Source organism: Brevibacterium sp. 91QC2O2, from assembly GCF_024580695.1.
Classification (GTDB): domain Bacteria; phylum Actinomycetota; class Actinomycetes; order Actinomycetales; family Brevibacteriaceae; genus Brevibacterium; species Brevibacterium moorei.
Genome location: NZ_JANIJY010000019.1, coordinates 1 through 17,717 on the forward strand (window position 1 = coordinate 1; position 17,717 = coordinate 17,717).

Here is a 17,717-nt window from a genome sequence, read left to right on the forward strand (position 1 = left end):
TTCCGAACCCGGAAGCTAAGCCCGATTGCGCTGATGGTACTGCATGCGGGAGTGTGTGGGAGAGTAGGTCACCGCCGCAATTAATTTAATATCTGATGGTCTTCTGGCTTGTAGCCACCCCGTGTGGGTGTGCTCGCCAGGGGGCCATCAGTGCATTCACGGGCGGGTGTGTGGACCCGTCCGCCCGGCTGTGTGTTTGCCCGGTTTGGTGTCGGGGTCACTTCTGTGGGAGTGGCTGGTTGGGAGTGCCCAGGGGGAGTGGCTCCACACATGCGTGCGTGGCAGCAAAACTCGTGGGTTTTGCTGCCACCGGTGCACGTGTGGAGCCACCACCAGCAGAGGCGGAGGTTCAGAACTCCTGATAGCGGCGGGGGTCCTGATCCCTCAGCCGGCCGTCGGGCCGGCCCAGTGCGGTGATCGCTTCTACCTCTGCCGGAGTGAGCTCGACTTGTGCGGCTGCGAGATTCTCCGCTTGGCGCGAGGAGTTGGCCGACTTCGGGAGGGGCAGTGACCCTATCGCCAGATGCCAGGCCAGGAGTACCTGTGTGGGCGTGACTCCGTGGGCGCCGGCGGCGGCGAGTACGGGCGCCGCGGAGGTGACGTCATTGCCCCGCCCGACCGGTGACCACGCCTCTGTGATGATTCCGTGGTCGGCGTTCCACTGCAGCTCGTCGACCTGGGGAAAGTACGGATGCAGCTCGATCTGATTGACTGCGGGCAGCACGCCCGTTTCACGTTGTAGCCGCTCGATGTGTTCTGGCAGGAAGTTGGAGACTCCGATGTGCTTGACGAGCCCGCGTTCCTGCGCGCTGATGAGCCCTTGCCAAGCCTGGACGTAGAGGTCTTCGAGCGGGTTGGGCCAGTGAATCAGGTAAAGGTCGATGTGGTCCAAGCCCGTGCGCATGACCGATTCCTCGACGGTATACTCCACCTGGTCCCGCGCATGGTGGCGCCCGGGGAGTTTCGAGGTCACGATGATCTGGTCGCGTGGTACCTGGCTGGCACGGATGGCGCGTCCGATCGCGCCCTCGTTCTCGTAGTTGAACGCCGAGTCGAGAAGGCGGTACCCGTTCTCCAACGCCGAGATCACTGCGCGGGCGCCTTGGCTGCCTCGCAGGTTGTATGTTCCGAGTCCGATCTCCGGTAGTTCTAGGCCGTCATGAGCCCGCATGCGCTTCGTCCTTTCGCTAGGATCCGGTTCTACGTCTATCCTAGACAGGTGGCCGTAGATTCGTCCGGGTCCACTGCAGGACCCGGCCCAGGAACAAGTTCACCGAGTGTCGTCTTCTTCACCGGTGCTGGTATCAGCACGGCCGCGGGCATTCCCGATTTCCGTGGTCCCGCCGGGGTGTGGACGTGTGATCCCGATGCTGAGCGGACTTCGACCCTGTCGCTTTATTTATCGGACGAGGCCGTGCGGCGGGCCGCCTGGCAGCGTATTGCGGCCTCGCCTGTGTGGAAGGCGGCACCGACCGCCGTTCATCGCGCGATCGCCTCTGAACTCGTCCGTGATCCCCGCGCCGTGGTCATCACACAGAATACCGATGGCCTTCACCAACTGGCCGGCGTCCCGGCTGATCGGATCATCGAAGTTCACGGCAGCCTCCGGCGCTGGCGCTGCGAATCCTGTGCTGCAACCGGCGAGATGATGGACATGGTCATTCGCGTTCGCGCGGGTTCCGCTGATCCCCGCTGCCCGGAGTGCGGAGGTATTGTCAGAGCCCGCACCATTCTATTCGGCGAGGCCCTCGACGCCGCGGTGGTGGATCGGGCCTTCGAGCTGGCCGCCGGATGCAGCGTGCTCTTGGCACTGGGCACATCACTTACAGTGGCGCCGATCGCCGAGCTTGTCCCGACTGCCGTCCGAGCCGGAGCCCGAACCGTCATCGTCAATGCTCAGGCGACGCCCTACGACTTCCTTGTCTCGACCGTGGTTCGTGGCAATGTCCAGACCGAGCTGGCCGGCCTGCTGTCCGCTTCGCAGTAGTGGTCCCGAGTGTGGACCGTCCTGTCGAGCTCCGCGGTGGAATTGGCCACATCGGGGGAATAGGCCGGGTTCGGGTGAGGGCAGGCGGGCTCGGAGCAACTAGAATAGGTAGAACCCGGGTTCGGGTCCGCGAGCATTAGCTCCCCAAGGGCCGCAGGGACAACGGGAAGTCAGCAGTCCAATAGGGAGTAGCGTGCCGAAGTCAGACGATCGCCGGTCATACGGAGACGGACAATCACAGAACAGGGGCCGGGGTCAGCGCCGCGGTGACGGCCCGAAGAAGTACAACCGTTCCGATAACCGGGGAGATCGCTCGTTCGACCGGCGGGGTGAGGACAGGCGGGATCGCCGGGACGGCCGTCCGTCCGGTGACGGGCGTCGCTACTCGGACAATAGGCGCGGCGGTTCGGAAGGTCGTGCTGAAGGACGCCGCGATTTCGATCGCCGGGGCTCCCAAAGGCGTGATGATCGCGGATTCGGGACGGCGCGTGACAACGGCGGTTACCGTGATGACAAGCGCGGCGGCTACCGCTCGGATGATCGGCGCACCGATCAGAGGAACAGCGGCGGTGAAGAACGCCGTTTCGACCGTGATCGGAAGTTCTCCGGTGACAGGCGTGACGACCGTCGTGGTGGGGGCCGCGGGTTCTCCGGCGACCGCCGAGACGATCGGCGCGATAATCGTCGCGACGGTGACCGTCGCGATACTCGATTCCAGCGCGACGACCGGCGCAATGGCGCGGACCGGCGTAATGAGCGCTTCGACGACCGCCGTGGTGGCGACCGGCGGCGTGACGATCGGTCCCGTTTCGACGGCGATCGCCGCTTCGACGACCGTCGGAACAAGCGTGAGGGCTTCGAACGCCGCGACGACTTCCGCGGCGACCGCCGTAACGGCTCTGACCGTGGACCGCGTCGCTTCGACGGCGATCGCAGGCACGATGATCGGCGCCATGACGATCGCCGAGGCAATGATCGCCGTTTCGACGACCGGCGCGGCAATGACCGCGATTACCGCGGTCGCGGGGACGACCGGCGGTTCGATGACCGCCGCAACAATCAGCACGACCGCGGCGATGACCGTCGCGGATTCCGGGATGACCGGCGCGGTAACGGCGGCGAGGGTCGTCGGTTCGACGACCGGCGCAAGCACGACGGTCGATTCGACCGCGGCAACCAGGACCGACGCGATGACCGGCGGGGCCGGGATTTCAAGGACCGCGGTCCCCGTTCGGACGGGCCGCGCAACCGTGATGACTGGAAGCGTGGGGACAAGAAGCACTTCGAGGACCGTCCGCACAAGCCCAAGCGCATTGAGCCGGCCCTGCCCGAGGACATCACCGGTCGTGAGCTCTCCGGCGAGGTCCGCTCACAGCTGCGCCCGCTGGCCAAGGAGAATGCCGAGGTCGTTGCACGGCAACTGGTCGCCGCCGGTCGGCTCATCGACAGTGACCCCGAGGCCGCGCGGGAATTCGCGCAGGCGGCGGTCAACCGTGCGGGGCGGATCGGCGTGGTCCGCGAAGCTCTGGGCCTGGTCGCCTATGAACTCGATGATTACGACACCGCGCTACGAGAACTGCGCACGCACCGTCGGATCACCGGATCCAATGACAATCTGGCCCTGATCCTCGACTGCGAACGCGGACGGAAGAATCCGGCGAAGGCCCTTGAACTGTTCGAGGAGATCGACCGTTCCACACTCGGTGATGAGGAATGGGTGGAATGTGTGATCGTTGCCGCCGGCGCGCACACCGATGCCGGGAACATGCAGGGTGCCAGGGACCTGATCGAGGCCCAGGGGTTCACCGGTCACAAGCCGGCTGCCATCGTGCGCCTGCTGTCGGCCTACAGTGATCTGCTGCGCATGACCGGTGAACGCGAACTGGCCGATAAGTACGAGGAGCTGGCCCGCCGTACTGCTAAGTCCAATGAGGTCGTCTTCGGCGATGAGGAGATCGACCCGAACGAGGGTGTCGAGATCTTCACCGTCGAAGAAGAGCCAGATGAAGAGGAAGCAGCGGAGCTCGCACCGGCCGAAGACGAGTCCGCGGGCCGGCAGGACACGGATGCCGAGGCCGTGCAGTCCGAACCCGCGCAGCAAGATCAGGGCCAGGCTCAGGTCGAGGAGACGGTCGATGCGGAGTCGACCACGGACGAGCCCGCGCAGCCGGAAGCCATTGTCGAAGTGGAGCAGTCCGGCTCCCAGCCCGCCGCCTCCGAATCCGCCTCGCCTTCACCCTCCTTCGCCCAGGAAGTCGAGGACGAGGTCGACGAGATCCTGCGCGAGGCCGGACTGGCCGAGGACTGATTCCCTTAGGGCCCCGGCCCCGAACGTACGGAGTTGAAACACAGGTGATCACCCGCTCTGCCCTCGAACCCGACCTGGTCATGCTCGACCTCGACGGGGTCGTCTACCACGGCAGTCGCGCCGTCGTGGGAGCCGTACCGGCATTGCGCGACTTCGCCCGTCGCGGTCTGCCCTATGCGTTCCTGACGAATAACGCCTCGAGGTCTCCGGAGACGGTGGCCGAGCAGATCGCGGAGTACGGCGTGCCCGTGCACCCGGCCCAGGTGCGCACCTCGGCCCAGGCCGTGGCGCAGGCCCTGGCCCAGCGCCTTCCGGTGGGGGACCCGGTTGCCGTATTCGGTGCCCCGGCTCTGGCCGAGGCCGTGGACCGGGCCGGGCTGCGGGCCGTACAGCCGGAGGACCTGCCGTCGGAGGCGCGGCTCTTGGAGCAACCGCCGGCGGCGATCGCCATGGGGTATAGCGCGCAACTGCGCGCCGGGGACCTGCGCGCGGCGATTTCGTGCGTACGCGCTGGGGCGGGCTTCTGGGCGACGAACCCCGACCCCTCGGTACCGGGTGAACATGGCGTTTATCCGGGCAACGGGACCTTCGTCGATATCGTCGAACGGTTCACCGGGGTGCCGGCGCGGATCGCGGGAAAACCCGCGCCCGTCCTACCGCAGCAGGTCATCTCCGAATACCGCGCAGTGCGCCCGGTCATGGTCGGGGACAGATGTTCGACGGATATCGCAGCAGGTCGGGCAGCCGGCTGTCTGAGCGTTCTGGTGCTCACTGGCATCGACGACGTGCACGCCGCGCTGCAGGCGCCGGCGGAACAGCAGCCCGATAGAATCGTGGCGGACCTGCGGGACCTGCTGCGCCCCCTGCCCGCAGTCGAGGTGTCCGGCGACGCGGCGGCCTGCGGCAGTTCCAGCGCCCGGCTGGTTGCCGGTCGGATCGAAGCGCTGGGACCGGCCGAGGGTGCTGTGCAGGCGGCCCTGGCCCTGAGTCGAGCACGCGGTGGGCTGCCACTGGATCCGGGTAACCTGCCCCGGCGCTTCACAGGGGAGGAGCTTCATGACGAATGACCACATGCGGACCCAGACGGAACCCACCGACCGGGACTCCGCCGGCTTGGGGCCCTGGCGGACCGAACTCGCCGAGCTGGCCGTGCCCCAGGACCCCAGGGCACTGGTGCGCGGCGCCCATGGGCTGATGGATCGTCTGGAAGCGGAGCTGAGAGAGCTGTGAGCGGTCTCAGACTCGACTCGGCCCTGGTCGAGCGCGGACTGAGCACCTCGCGCAATCGCGCAGCGCGGGAAATCGCCGCCGGCAATGTGCTCGTCGACGGCAGCCGGATAGTCAAACCGGCGCACCGCGTCGACGGAACGAGCCGGATCGAACTGCTGGCCGAGGACCCCTGGGTGGCCCGCAGCGCGCACAAACTGTTGGGCGCGATCGACGCCTTCGACCTGCGCCCCCGGATCGCCGGACGGATCTGCCTGGACGCCGGCGCTTCGACAGGTGGCTTCACCCAGGTGCTCCTGCACCACGGGGCCCGCCTGGTCCACGCGGTCGACGTCGGGCACGATCAGCTGCACCCCATACTGCGCGCCGATGCGCGCGTGCACGAACTCTCCGGTCACAACCTGCGCGAAATGACACCGGACTGGTTGGGCGCGGATCAGCCGGTGGACCTGATCTGCGCCGATGTCTCCTTCATCTCCCTGACTCTGCTGATCGCCCCACTGCTGGGCGTCCTGGCCGCCGAAGGCCGGATGGTGCTCATGGTCAAACCGCAGTTCGAGGCCGGGCGGGGCGCCCTGGACAAACACGGCGTGGTGACCGACCCGCGGCGGCGCGCCCAGGCCGTGGCACAGGTGGCCGAAGCCGTGTGCACAGCCGGTGGTGCGGTGGCCGGATGGGCACACTCGCCGCTGCCGGGGCCTGCGGGGAATAGGGAGTATTTTCTCCTAGTGGCACCTCATTCACTAGGATCGCAGGGTGAGGAACCCGCGCGCATAGCCAGCGCCATCGTGAAGGAGGGATAGTGGATCGCAGCATCGTATTGGCCCTGCACCCGCATCGGGAGGCGGCCCGCAGAGCGGCTCTGACCGTAGCGACGATGCTTCAACGCGAAGGCATCACACCGGTCATGTTGGCCGGCGAGCACGCGGCCCTGATCAGCTACACCGGCCCAATCGACACCCACATCCATGTGGTCCCCGACGATTACATGTCGGGCACACACGGCGATTCGGAACTCGTCATGGTGCTCGGCGGGGATGGCACCATGTTGCGCGCCGCCCGCCACTTTCATGCCTCGCAGGTTCCGATCATGGGCATCAACCTGGGACACATCGGCTTCCTGGCCGAGTCGGAGCGCAAGGATCTCAAAACGGCGGTGCACCGGGCTGCGAACCGCGAATACACCGTAGAGGCGCGGATGGCCGTGGACATCACGGTCAGTCACGGCGACGAGGTGATCCACCAGGACTGGGCACTCAACGAGGTCACTTTGGAGAAGAACCGGGAGACCGCCATGATCGAGGTGGTCGTCGGCGTCGACGCCCGCCCCGTGTCGTCCTTCGGCTGTGATGGCGTCATCCTGGCCACGCCGACGGGTTCGACGGCCTACGCATTCTCCGCCGGCGGGCCGATCGTATGGCCGGAGGTCGAGGCGCTGCTCATGGTGCCGATCAGCGCCCACGCGTTGTTCGCCAAACCGCTGGTCGTATCGCCGTCGTCGCGGCTGGGCGTTGAATACCTCGATCGGCGCCCGGCGGTTCGGGCCAGCCTGTGGTGCGATGGTACACACACCTTCGATGTGCCGCCGGGCAGCAGGCTCGAGGCGGTCCGCTCCGCGGCCCCCGTGCACTTCGCCCGGTTGAACCTGGGACCGTTCACCGATCGATTGGTCGCCAAGTTCCAACTGCCCGTCGCCGGCTGGCGTGGGCCCCAGGACGCGGCATGATCCAGTCACTGGGGATCGACAACCTGGGCGTCATCACCCACACCGAGGTCGAGGTGGGCCCGGGCCTGACGGTGGTCACGGGGGAGACCGGTGCCGGCAAGACGATGTTCGTCACCGCGCTGGGCCTGCTGATCGGCGGGCGGGCCGACTCGCATGCTGTGCGGGCAGGGGCGAAGCGCGCCGTCGTCGAGGGTGTCTTCGACATCACCGGGATGGACTCGGTGCGGGAGCGGGTCGCCGACGCCGGCGGCGAGGCCGACGACGAGTTGATCGTCAGCCGCCAGATCGTGCCGGGGGGCCGGGGCAGGGCCACCGCGGGAGGACGCACGGTGCCGATGGGGGTACTGGCCGAAGTGGGCCAGGAACTGGTCAGCATGCATGGCCAGACCGAACAGCTGCGGCTGAAGTCCACGGCCCGGCAGCGCGAACTGCTCGACGGCTTCGGCGGGCGGGAACTTGCCGGGCTGCTCGCGGATTACCGTGCCGCCTATGCCCGGTGGCGGGATCTGCGGGCCGAGGACGAACGCCTGCGAGAGACCTCGGTCGAACGCGCCGGGCGCATCAACTTCCTGGAGTCCGCCCTCGAGGCCATCGACGCGGTGCGCCCGGCCCCTGGCGAGGACGCCGAGCTCAAAGCTCTGGCGGCCAAGCTCGCAGCGGCGGAATCCCTCAAACAGTCGGTCGGAACGGCCCACGCGTCTCTGGTGGGCGACGACTTCGCCGAAACGGAGAACGTCTCCGACCTACTCGGACGTGTCGCCGCCGACCTGGAACGGGCTGCCGCCGATGACGAGGCCCTGGGCGAACCGGCGGCCCAGGCCACCGATCTGTCGATTCGGGCCGCCGACCTGGGCGCGGAACTCAGCGCCTACCTCCAGGGCTTCGACGACTTGGAGGGCGCGTCCCTGCAGGAAACGGAGGAACGCCGGGCACAACTGGGATCCCTGGCAGCCTACGGCCCCGACGTCGAGGCGGTTCTGGAGTTCGAGGAGCGGGCTGGCCGCGAACTGTTGGACCTGCGCGGGGGCGATGAGCGCCTCGGGCTCATGCAGGAACGCCTGAGCGCGGCGGAGGAGGCCCTGCGAAATGCCGCGGATTCTCTGCACGAGGCCCGGGTGAAGGCCGCAGGGGAGTTCTCCGTCTCTGTGTCGGAGGAATTGCGGGCACTGTCCATGCCGAAGGCGAAGGTCGGTTTCGCGGTCGAACCCTGCGAACCGGCGGCACACGGAGCCGACCAGATCAACCTGTGGTTCACCGCCCACGAGGCCCAGGCCCCCGGTGAGATCGGCCGGCTGGCCTCCGGTGGCGAGCTCTCGCGGGTGATGTTGGCGATCGAGGTCGTCACCGCGCGCAGAGTGCACTTCCCGACCTTCGTCTTCGACGAGGTCGATGCGGGTGTCGGCGGCGCGGCCGCGATCGAGATCGGCCGCCGACTGGCCCGGCTGTCCGTGGGCCGCCAGGTGATAGTCGTCACCCATCTGGCGCAGGTCGCGGCCTGGGCCGACAACCACATCACCGTGCGCAAGGAGGACGGCGAGGACGGCGCGGTTTCCGGGATCACCCGGCTCGACGGGGCCGAACGTGAGGCGGAACTGGCCAGGATGCTGGGCGGGATGAGCGAGTCACAGGCGGCCCAGGCACATGTGGTAGAGCTCATATCGCAGGCCGAAGAGGGTAAGGCGGCCTTCTAATGCGTGACAGAATAGAGCAATCATGACGGAGCAAGAGACAAACCGCCGGAGCGCGGAATTCGACGACGCCGTCGCCGAATTCTCCCAGGCAGTGACCGAGACGACTGATGACATCGCGGCCATCCTCGACCGTGACATCCCCCTGCCGCCGGAGCTTTCGGTCGAGGGTACGGACCGCCACTTCCTGATCGTCTCCCAGGGCAGTCACTACAAGGAAGACCTGGCGATGCTGGGCAACTACATCCGCGAGTACAAACCGGTCCTGGTAGGCGTCGGCGGTGGCGCCGATGCCCTGGTCGAGCTGGGTTACAAACCCGACCTGATCGTCGGCAATCTGGACGCTCCCGGGGAGTCCGCGATCGTCACCGGCGCCCAACTGGTCATTCACTCAACGCCAGAGCACCCCGGAAACGGAGCGGCCCGGCTCGACCACCTGGACCTGTCGTACACGACCTTCGAACTGCGCGGCAACGACGAGGACGCCGCCTTCGTCATCGCCGACGGCCTGGGCGCCCAGCTGATCGTCGCGGTGGGCTCGAACGACACCGCCACCGAACTGCTCAAACAGGAGCGCCGCGATATCGCCTCGACCCTGTTGACGCGCATGCGGGTGAGCGCGAAACTCATCGACGCCAAGGGGCTGGGCCTGATCTACCACCGGCGCATCGGCGTCTGGCCCCTTGTATTCCTGCTCGTCGCGGGCCTCCTCGCCCTGTTGGCGGCACTGGCCGTGACGACCGCCGGACAGACCGTCCTGGGCCTTATCGGCGCGCAGTTCGACGGCTTGTTCGGATGGATCCGTTCGCTTTTCACCGGCACCTCCACCGCGGCGCTGAGCGCGCTGCCCCTCGTGCGTCTCTAAGGGAGAAACAGTCTTGGTTGATTTCCGCTACCACCTCGTCTCACTCGTCTCCGTATTCATGGCCCTGGCTGTGGGCATCGTGCTGGGCGCCGGCCCCCTCAAGGCGCCCATCGGGGACTCCCTGCAGAGCCAGGTCGACTCCCTGCGCACCGATCGCGACAAACTGCGGCAGGAGGGAGAGGTCAAGGACGCGCACCTGAAAGACGATTCAGACTTCATCATCGCCGCGGCCCCACGCCTGCTCAAGGGCTCGCTCAAGGGCAAGACCATCGCGCTGGTGCGTACCCAGGGTGTCGATTCCAAGCTCGTCGATGCGCTGGAGAACCGGCTGGGCGAGGCAGGGGCCAAGGTGGTTCAGGCGATGACCCTGACGGACAAGACACTCGACGAACAGGCGGCGACGGACTTGACCGAGCAGCTGCACACCATCGATTCGACCCTGCCGGACGACGCGGCGCAGGCGGTGCCCCTGGCGATGGCCAAGGCCGTGGGCTTCGGTTCGGGCAGCGCCAAGTCACTCGATGCGGAGAAGGCCGCGGGGCTGCAGAAGGCCCTGGGGGACTCCGGCATCATCCGCGCCGGCGACACGGTGAAGGCCAATGGTGCGCTGGTGGTGCTGCCACAGCAGGACGCGACGGGACCCGATGGGGACTCGGCAGCGCTCGACATGGGCGACGGTGCCGATCTCAGCGTCGACGTCGCCGGACTGCTGCCCAGCGCAGCCGCCGCGCCCGAACGTGGCGATCAGGACGGCCAGTTGGCCACCCTGCGCAGCCGGGCACAGCAGTTGACCACAGTCGATTCGCTCGAACAGGCCACAGGTCCGGTGATCGCGACTCTGGCACTGGCCGATCTGCTCGGCGGCGGCCGCGCCGGAGCATATGGATTCGGCGCGCAGGCTTCCCGCCTGGCACCGGGCTTCAGCCGCTGACCGCAACAGCGAGGTGCCCTGCCGCGGACTCGGGGTCGGACCGACCGGCCGGGCCCGGCCGGCCGCGGACTAGAATGGGCGACAAAGCAACTGCGTCGAAGGGAACTCCCGTGTCCGAAACCGAAATCGAGCTTGCCAGGTCCACCCGGATCCTGCACATCCTCACGGAGTCCGATTCGGTCTTCGCGGAATCCGCCCTCATTGCGATTTCGGCACAGGCGGCACAGGGACTGCACGTGGCCGTTGCGGCCCGCCCCGAAGTGCTCGACGCCCTCGGGCTGATCGAATCGGGCACCCTGCGGCTGATCGAACTGCCGATTTACGGCCAGGCCCACCCGGCCGATCCGAAGGCGGCCTTCGCCCTGCACAAGCTCTACCGGCACATCGACCTGGTACACGCACATGGCCTGCACGCCGCGGCACTGGCGGGCCTGGGGCTGACCGGCCTGCCGAAGTCCCTGCGCCCGGTCATCGTGGACACCGTGGGCAATGAACGCGGATCCGACCGGTTCTCGGCTTCACAGCGCAAGTTCATCGGACGCACCGCGACCCGTGTGCTGGGTTCCAACGCCGCTGTGGTCGAGGAGTTTGCCGCAGCCGTGCCGGAGGCGGCCAGGGCACCGTTGGCCCGCCCCGACGTGATTCGCAACCTGGCGCCGGCCCATTCTTCGCGGACTGTGCGCAAGCAGCTGGGGATCGCCTCCGATGTGGTGTTGGTCGCCAGCCCCGTGGCCCTGGTCGACGGGGATGTGCTGACGACGATCGCGGAGGCCGCGCTGCGTCTGCCCGCCGCCCGTGCCGATCGTCGCTGGGCGTTCGTCTTCACCGGCACGGGCCCGGCCCGCACCACTCTGGAGACCGAGATCGCCGGCAGGGCCGAGCACGTGTATGTTGCCTCGCCCTCGCAGGTGGTCGACGTGCTGGCCGCGGCCGAGGTCGTGGTGGCGGCCGCGCAGATGTCAACGGTGGACGCCGCGGGCGTCATGCAGCTGCGCCGCCCCGTCGTCTTCGTCGGCGCCGACGAAGAGGCGGCGGCTTACGGCCAGACCGCGGTGCGCGTCCCGGCCACCGACACCAGTGCGCTGCTGCACGGAATCGAGTTCTACGCGGACCGTCCCACGATCCGCACGCAGATGGCCTTCGCCGCAGCGGACCGGGTGCTGGCGACCACGGATGTGGCGCAGATCCCCGCTCGTGTTGAAGCCGACTACACCCTGGCCCTTGAGGCCGGGGTCCGCTGACGATAGGATTGAATCCCGTGGTAAATCGAATCTCAAACAACGGCCAGACGCCTGTGCGTCACATCTTCGTTACCGGCGGGGTCGTCTCCTCCCTGGGTAAGGGCCTGACGGCATCATCTCTGGGCCACCTGTTGCGCCAGCGGGGCATCAAGGTCGTCATGCAGAAACTGGATCCCTACCTCAACGTGGACCCCGGCACCATGAACCCGTTCCAGCACGGTGAGGTCTTCGTCACCGACGACGGCGCGGAGACCGATCTGGACATCGGGCACTATGAACGTTTCCTCGACATCAATCTGGACGGTGGCGCGAACGTCACCACCGGTCAGGTCTACTCCACGGTCATCGCCAAGGAGCGGCGCGGCGCCTACCTGGGCGACACCGTGCAGGTCATCCCGCACATCACCGATGAGATCAAGTCGCGGATGCGGGCCCAGGCCAACCGGGAGGACGGGAACACCCCCGATGTGATCATCACGGAGATCGGCGGCACCGTCGGCGATATCGAATCGCAGCCCTTCCTGGAGGCCGCCCGCCAGGTCCGCATGGACCTGGGCCGGGAGAACGTGTTCTTCATCCACGTCAGCCTGGTGCCCTACATCGCGCCCTCGGGAGAGCTGAAGACCAAGCCGACCCAGCACTCGGTGGCGGCCCTGCGCTCGATCGGCATCACCCCCGATGCGATCGTGCTGCGCTCCGATCGGGAACTGCCCGACAGCATCCGGGCGAAGATCGCCGGCTCCTGCGACGTCGATCTGGACGCGGTGGTCTCCTGTGTCGACGCGCCCAGCATCTACGACATCCCGAAGGTCCTGCACAATGGCGGCCTGGACGTCTATGCGATCCGCAAGCTCAACCTGCCCTTCCGCGATGTCGACTGGGAGCAGTGGGACCGGGTGCTCGAACGTGTGCACTTCCCCAAGCACCACCTGACGGTGGGCCTGGTCGGCAAGTACATCGACCTGCCCGACGCCTACCTGTCGGTGACCGAGGCGCTGCGCCACGGCGGTTTCGCCAATGATGCGAAGGTCTCCATCAAGTGGATCGCCTCCGATACGTGCCGGACCCCAGAAGGCGCGGCGGAGGCGTTGAGCGACGTGGACGCGATCTGCGTGCCAGGCGGCTTCGGCATCCGTGGCATCGAGGGCAAGCTGGGCGCCCTGCAGTTCGCCCGCGAACACCAGGTGCCGACTCTGGGCCTGTGCCTGGGCCTGCAGTGCATGGTGATCGAATACGCCCGTGACGTACTGGGCATCGAGGGCGCTTCCTCGACGGAGTTCGATCCGGAGACGGCCGAACCGGTCATCGCCACGATGGAGGAACAGCAGTCCTACGTCTCCGGTGAAGGGGACTTGGGCGGGACCATGCGGCTGGGCCTCTACGAGGCCAAGCTGGCGGAGGACTCCATCGTCGCCGAGGTCTACGGATCCACCAGCGTGCACGAACGCCACCGGCACCGGTACGAGGTTAACAACGCCTACCGCGACCGCCTCGAGGCCGCGGGCCTGCGGATTTCCGGCACCTCGCCTTCGGATGAACTGGTGGAGTTCGTCGAGCTGCCCAAGGAATCGCACCCCTATTACGTCTCCACTCAGGCGCACCCCGAACTGCGCAGCCGGCCGACCCGCCCGCACCCGCTGTTCGCGGGTCTGGTCAAGGCCGGGCTGGAGCAGAAAGGGGCCTGAGTCGCAATGACCGAGTTGCACGATGAGCTCGAAGCCGCTCCCGTGGTGGAATCCCGGATCGCCTATCCAGGCGTCATCTGGGATATCCGCTCGGAGACCTTCACCCTGCCCGAGGCCCCGCGGCCGATGCGCAGGGAGTTCACCGCGCACACCTCGGCCGTGGCGATCGCCGCGGTGGATTCCCAGGACCGGATCCTGCTGATCCGGCAGTACCGCCACCCGGTGCTGGCCAGGGAATGGGAGATCCCCGCCGGCCTGCTCGATCAGGCAGGCGAGTCGGGCCAACCGGCGGCCGCCCGCGAGCTCTACGAGGAAGCGGACCTGCGCGCCGCCGAATGGTCGGTGTTGGCAGACCAGTACACCACCCCCGGGAGCTCCTCGGAAGTCCTGCGGATCTTCCTGGCCCGCGGCCTGTCCGCGGTGCCCCGGGCACAGCAGCACGCACGCGAGGACGAGGAACTCGGCATTGAGAAACGCTGGGTCGATCTATCCGAGGCCGCCGCGGCCGTGAGCGCCGGCGGCATTCTCAACGCCACCTGCCAGCTGGCCGTCCTGCACGCCGAACGTGCCAGGGCCGCCGGCTGGGCCGGCTTGCGGCCGGGGGATGCGCCGTGGCCCAGTCTGGAGCATATCCGGGCAGCCGGCCACGCCCGTCTTCCCCGGGGTTGAGGTCCGCGGCCATGAGCCCTCGGACGCCTGCACGCCATGCCGCGGCACTCCTGCCGGATGATCTGCCGCCGCGTCTGCGGGAGCCCGCGACGGCCTATCTGAGCCATATCGGTTTGGAGCGCGGACTGACGCGCAATACGGTGGACGCCTACGCGCGCGATCTGGCGCGCTACCTGGCGAGTCTCGCGGCCCAGGGCATCGCCGAACCCACGGCGATCACCGCGGAGCACATCCGGGCCTTCAGCGCCGAACTGGCGACAGCCGGACTGGCGGTGCGCAGCCGCGGCCGCATCATCGTCGCCCTGCGCCGCTTCCACTTCTTCCTGGCCGCCGAGGGCATCTGTCCGAGCGACCCGAGTGCCGAGATCACGCCGCCGGCGGACACCTCCCGCCTGCCTAAGGCCCTGCGGCTGGACCAGGTCGAGGCGCTATTGGCGACGGCCGCCGGCGAAGAGCCCGCGGCGCTGCGCGCGGCTGCCCTGCTGGAATTCCTCTACGCCACCGGTGCGCGGATCTCGGAGGCCGTCGGCGTGGACCTCGACGACCTCGACCTCGATGCCAGAATCGTCAGACTCTACGGCAAGGGGAACAAAGAGCGCCTGGTTCCCATCGGGTCGCACGCGGTAGCGGCGCTGGGACGCTATCTAGTTGGTGGGCGGCCCCGCTTGGTCCCTGCGGGCGGGGCCGGCGGTGCGGATGCCGCCGCGGTGTTCCGCAATGCGCGTGGCACCCGGCTGTCGCGGCAGTCGGCCTGGGCCATCGTCAAACGAGCGGCGGACCTGGCCGGATTGGGTCAGGAGGTCACGGCCCACTCGCTGCGCCACTCCTTCGCCACTCACCTGCTCGAAGGCGGCGCCGATATTCGGATCGTGCAGGAACTATTGGGGCACGCCTCGGTGACCACTACGCAGATCTATACTCGGGTGACGGCAGCGAACCTGCGCGAGGTATACGCTTCGACCCATCCCAGGGCGCGCTGAATCCCGTACCACACCTGTGTTGTCATATGCTGGCGCGACACGGTCCCCGCCGCTGCTAAGGTAGAGGTACAGTCGTAGGGAAGGCGAGTAGTGACGAGTCAGCATGGAACACCCGACGCGCCGGTGTCCGAACTGGGCCCCACCGGTCGTCCGATCACCGAATTCCCCATTCCCACACCATTGGGCCAGCACGGTCCGGCGCGGATCATCGCGATGGTCAATCAGAAGGGCGGGGTCGGTAAGACGACCTCGTCGATCAACCTGGGTGCGGCATTGGCGGACTACGGCCGCCGGGTCCTGTTGGTGGACTTCGACCCGCAGGGCGCCCTGTCTGTGGGCTTCGGCATCAACCCCAACGCCCTGGAGCTCAGCGTGTACAACATGCTGATGCAACCGCGGATGGACCCGCACGACGTCGTCCATCACACCGCATATGCGAACATCGACGTGCTGCCCGCCAATATCGATCTGTCCGCCGCAGAGGTCCAGCTGGTCGGCGAAGTCGCCCGCGAACAGGTCCTGGCCCGTTCGCTGTCGAAACTGGCGGGGGAATACGATGTGGTGCTCATCGACTGCCAGCCCTCGTTGGGCCTGTTGACCGTCAATGCGCTGACCGCGGCGCACGGCGTCATCATCCCCCTGGAGACGGAGTTCTTCGCGCTGCGCGGTGTCGCACTGTTGGTGGAGACGATCGAGAAGGTCCAGGACCGTCTCAACCCGGTCCTGCAAATCGACGGAATCCTGGCCACGATGTACGACGGTCGCACGCTGCACTCGCGCGAGGTCATCGCCCGCGTGGTCGAGGCCTTCGGGGACAAGGTGTTCGAAACCGTGATCGCCCGCACCGTGAAGTTCCCCGATGCCTCGGTCGCGGCAGAGCCCATCACCGCATTCGCGCCCAAACACGCGGGCGCCGAGGCCTATCGCCGGTTGGCCCGGGAACTCATCTCCCGTGGGGGCGCCCCCTGAGCACCCACTTCGACGCCCCGCCGGGGCACGGTGGAGAGAGGCCGGAGGTCCCAGCACAGGAGGGAGCCTCCGGCTTCTCCGTGGTGTTGGAGAATTTCTCCGGACCCTTCGACGTGCTGCTGGGCCTCATCGCCAAACACCGGCTGGACCTCACCGAGATATCCCTGGCCCGCGTGACCGACGAATTCCTCGCCTATGTCGCAGCGCTGAGATCCAACGGCGCAGCTGGTCTGGACGAGCTGTCGAATTTCCTCGTCGTCGCATCCACCCTGCTCGACCTGAAAACCAGCCGCCTGCTGCCGGTGCGGCCGGGGGAGGCCGAGGTGGATCTGGAACTGCTCGAAGCACGCGATCTGTTGTTCGCCCGCCTGCTGCAGTACCGGGCCTATAAGACGGTCTCCGGGATGTTCGGTCACAGGTTGAGCGAACAGGGCCGCAGCGTTGCACGGGACGTGGAGCTCGAAGAGCGCTTCCATGGGCTGTTGCCACCGCTGGTCCTCGATCTCACTCCGGCCGACCTGGCCGCCATGTGCACCGCGGTGCTGCAACGCGCACGGGAACCGGACCCGGTCGTCGAGGTCGACCACGTCCACCGCCCGCGGATCAGCCTGGCCGAACAGCGCCGGTGGATGCTGGTGAAACTGGCTGAGGGACCTACGAGCTTCGCGGGTCTCACCGCGGGACGGTCGAACCTGGTGGTGGTCGTCCGCTTCCTGATCCTGCTCGAACTGTTCAAAGCGGGATTGGTCGAACTGGCGCAGCCGGAGCCGCTGGGGGACCTGCGGGTCCTGCCCACGGCAGCGCTGCTGGAATCGGACATCCGCAACGGGTGGTCAGAGGAAGAGGAGGAAACCGGTGAGTGAACCGAGCGATGTGGACCCTGCCCTGGACACCGCGCTGGAGGCGGTGCTCATGGTGGCCAGGGAGCCCCTGGCCGAGGACCGCATGGCAGAGGGGCTGGGAGCCACCGCCGGAGAAGTGGCCGGTGCTCTGCGCCGGCTCGCAGCAGACTATGATGGTCAGGTGCCCGGCGCCCGTCGTCGGGGCTTCGAACTGCGGTGCGTGGCAGGGGGCTGGCGCATCTACTCCCGGGCCGACCAGGCGGAGAACGTCGCAGAGTTCCTGACCGCCGGGCAAACCGCCAGACTCAGCCAGGCAGCACTGGAGACCCTCGCGGTCGTCGCCTATCGCCAGCCGGTGTCGCGGCCGCGGATCGCCGCGATCCGCGGGGTCAACGTCGACGGGGTGATGCGCACCCTGTTGTTGCGCGGACTCGTCGTGGAGGCCGATGTGGAACCGGTCACCGGCGCGCGACGCTACGTCACCTCGGCGACCTTCCTTGAAATGCTGGGGATCGGCAGCCTGGACGAATTACCCGATATCGCACCATTCCTACCGGAGGCCGCGGACGCGGAACCCGGCGACACTTTGAGAGAATAGA

18 protein-coding genes are annotated in these 17,717 nt (G+C 67.4%); 16 read left to right on the forward strand and 2 right to left on the reverse strand.

The window, feature by feature from the left end; translation table 11 throughout:
- Positions 1-349: 349 nt before the first annotated feature.
- On the reverse strand, positions 350-1,171 hold the full coding sequence (locus tag NQ036_RS11940; protein ID WP_257059188.1) for an aldo/keto reductase: 822 nt from the start codon (positions 1,169-1,171) through the stop codon (positions 350-352).
- Between NQ036_RS11940 and NQ036_RS11945 the strand changes: the two genes are divergently transcribed.
- Positions 1,160-1,987 carry a Sir2 family NAD-dependent protein deacetylase gene (locus NQ036_RS11945; RefSeq protein WP_257059191.1) on the forward strand — a complete coding sequence of 276 codons (828 nt, stop codon included), beginning with the start codon at positions 1,160-1,162 and terminating at the stop codon, positions 1,985-1,987. The genes NQ036_RS11940 and NQ036_RS11945 overlap by 12 nt on opposite strands.
- Before the next feature lie 235 nt (positions 1,988-2,222).
- On the opposite strand, the gene NQ036_RS11950 is transcribed toward NQ036_RS11945, so the two are convergent.
- A complete protein-coding gene (locus NQ036_RS11950; protein WP_257059196.1) occupies positions 2,223-3,269 on the reverse strand; it encodes a hypothetical protein in 1,047 nt (348 codons plus the stop codon).
- A 228-nt stretch (positions 3,270-3,497) separates the two neighbouring features.
- Between NQ036_RS11950 and NQ036_RS11955 the strand changes: the two genes are divergently transcribed.
- The 15 genes from NQ036_RS11955 (at position 3,498) to NQ036_RS12025 (ending at position 17,716) form a co-directional block, all read left to right on the forward strand.
- A complete protein-coding gene (locus NQ036_RS11955) occupies positions 3,498-4,295 on the forward strand; it encodes a hypothetical protein (RefSeq protein WP_257059199.1) in 798 nt (265 codons plus the stop codon).
- Between the two features lie 44 nt (positions 4,296-4,339).
- Positions 4,340-5,362, forward strand: coding sequence for an HAD-IIA family hydrolase (locus tag NQ036_RS11960; protein WP_257059202.1), 1,023 nt, complete (start codon positions 4,340-4,342; stop codon positions 5,360-5,362).
- Positions 5,352-5,525: a hypothetical protein gene (locus NQ036_RS11965; RefSeq protein WP_257059215.1), complete on the forward strand. Its 174-nt coding sequence runs from the start codon at positions 5,352-5,354 to the stop codon at positions 5,523-5,525. Before NQ036_RS11960 ends, NQ036_RS11965 begins: the two co-directional genes overlap by 11 nt.
- A complete protein-coding gene (locus NQ036_RS11970) occupies positions 5,522-6,325 on the forward strand; it encodes a TlyA family RNA methyltransferase (protein WP_257059219.1) in 804 nt (267 codons plus the stop codon). Before NQ036_RS11965 ends, NQ036_RS11970 begins: the two co-directional genes overlap by 4 nt.
- Positions 6,325-7,248, forward strand: a complete 924-nt coding sequence (locus tag NQ036_RS11975; RefSeq protein WP_257059221.1) for an NAD kinase — start codon at positions 6,325-6,327, stop codon at positions 7,246-7,248. Before NQ036_RS11970 ends, NQ036_RS11975 begins: the two co-directional genes overlap by 1 nt.
- Positions 7,245-8,939 (forward strand): DNA repair protein RecN, encoded by a 1,695-nt coding sequence (gene recN / locus NQ036_RS11980; protein ID WP_257059224.1) that lies wholly within the window; start codon positions 7,245-7,247, stop codon positions 8,937-8,939. The genes NQ036_RS11975 and recN overlap by 4 nt, the downstream gene beginning before the upstream one ends.
- A gap of 22 nt (positions 8,940-8,961) precedes the next feature.
- Positions 8,962-9,801 (forward strand): putative cytokinetic ring protein SteA, encoded by an 840-nt coding sequence (gene steA / locus NQ036_RS11985; RefSeq protein WP_257059226.1) that lies wholly within the window; start codon positions 8,962-8,964, stop codon positions 9,799-9,801.
- A gap of 13 nt (positions 9,802-9,814) precedes the next feature.
- A complete protein-coding gene (locus NQ036_RS11990) occupies positions 9,815-10,732 on the forward strand; it encodes a copper transporter (protein ID WP_257059229.1) in 918 nt (305 codons plus the stop codon).
- A gap of 110 nt (positions 10,733-10,842) precedes the next feature.
- Positions 10,843-11,973: a glycosyltransferase gene (locus NQ036_RS11995; RefSeq protein ID WP_257059231.1), complete on the forward strand. Its 1,131-nt coding sequence runs from the start codon at positions 10,843-10,845 to the stop codon at positions 11,971-11,973.
- Between the two features lie 17 nt (positions 11,974-11,990).
- Positions 11,991-13,658: a CTP synthase gene (locus tag NQ036_RS12000; RefSeq protein ID WP_257059233.1), complete on the forward strand. Its 1,668-nt coding sequence runs from the start codon at positions 11,991-11,993 to the stop codon at positions 13,656-13,658.
- Positions 13,659-13,664: 6 nt separating this feature from the next.
- Complete coding sequence (locus NQ036_RS12005) at positions 13,665-14,327, forward strand: NUDIX hydrolase (protein ID WP_257059235.1); 663 nt, start codon at positions 13,665-13,667, stop codon at positions 14,325-14,327.
- Positions 14,328-14,338: 11 nt separating this feature from the next.
- Positions 14,339-15,307, forward strand: a complete 969-nt coding sequence (xerD, locus tag NQ036_RS12010) for a site-specific tyrosine recombinase XerD (protein ID WP_257059239.1) — start codon at positions 14,339-14,341, stop codon at positions 15,305-15,307.
- 90 nt (positions 15,308-15,397) lie between these two features.
- On the forward strand, positions 15,398-16,276 hold the full coding sequence (locus NQ036_RS12015) for an AAA family ATPase (protein WP_257059242.1): 879 nt from the start codon (positions 15,398-15,400) through the stop codon (positions 16,274-16,276).
- Positions 16,277-16,356: 80 nt separating this feature from the next.
- The gene (locus NQ036_RS12020; protein ID WP_257059244.1) at positions 16,357-17,139 is read left to right on the forward strand and encodes a ScpA family protein; all 783 of its coding nucleotides are present in this window, start codon (positions 16,357-16,359) and stop codon (positions 17,137-17,139) included.
- Positions 17,132-17,716, forward strand: a complete 585-nt coding sequence (locus NQ036_RS12025; protein ID WP_257059246.1) for an SMC-Scp complex subunit ScpB — start codon at positions 17,132-17,134, stop codon at positions 17,714-17,716. The genes NQ036_RS12020 and NQ036_RS12025 overlap by 8 nt, the downstream gene beginning before the upstream one ends.
- The last annotated feature ends 1 nt before the right edge of the window (position 17,717 follow it).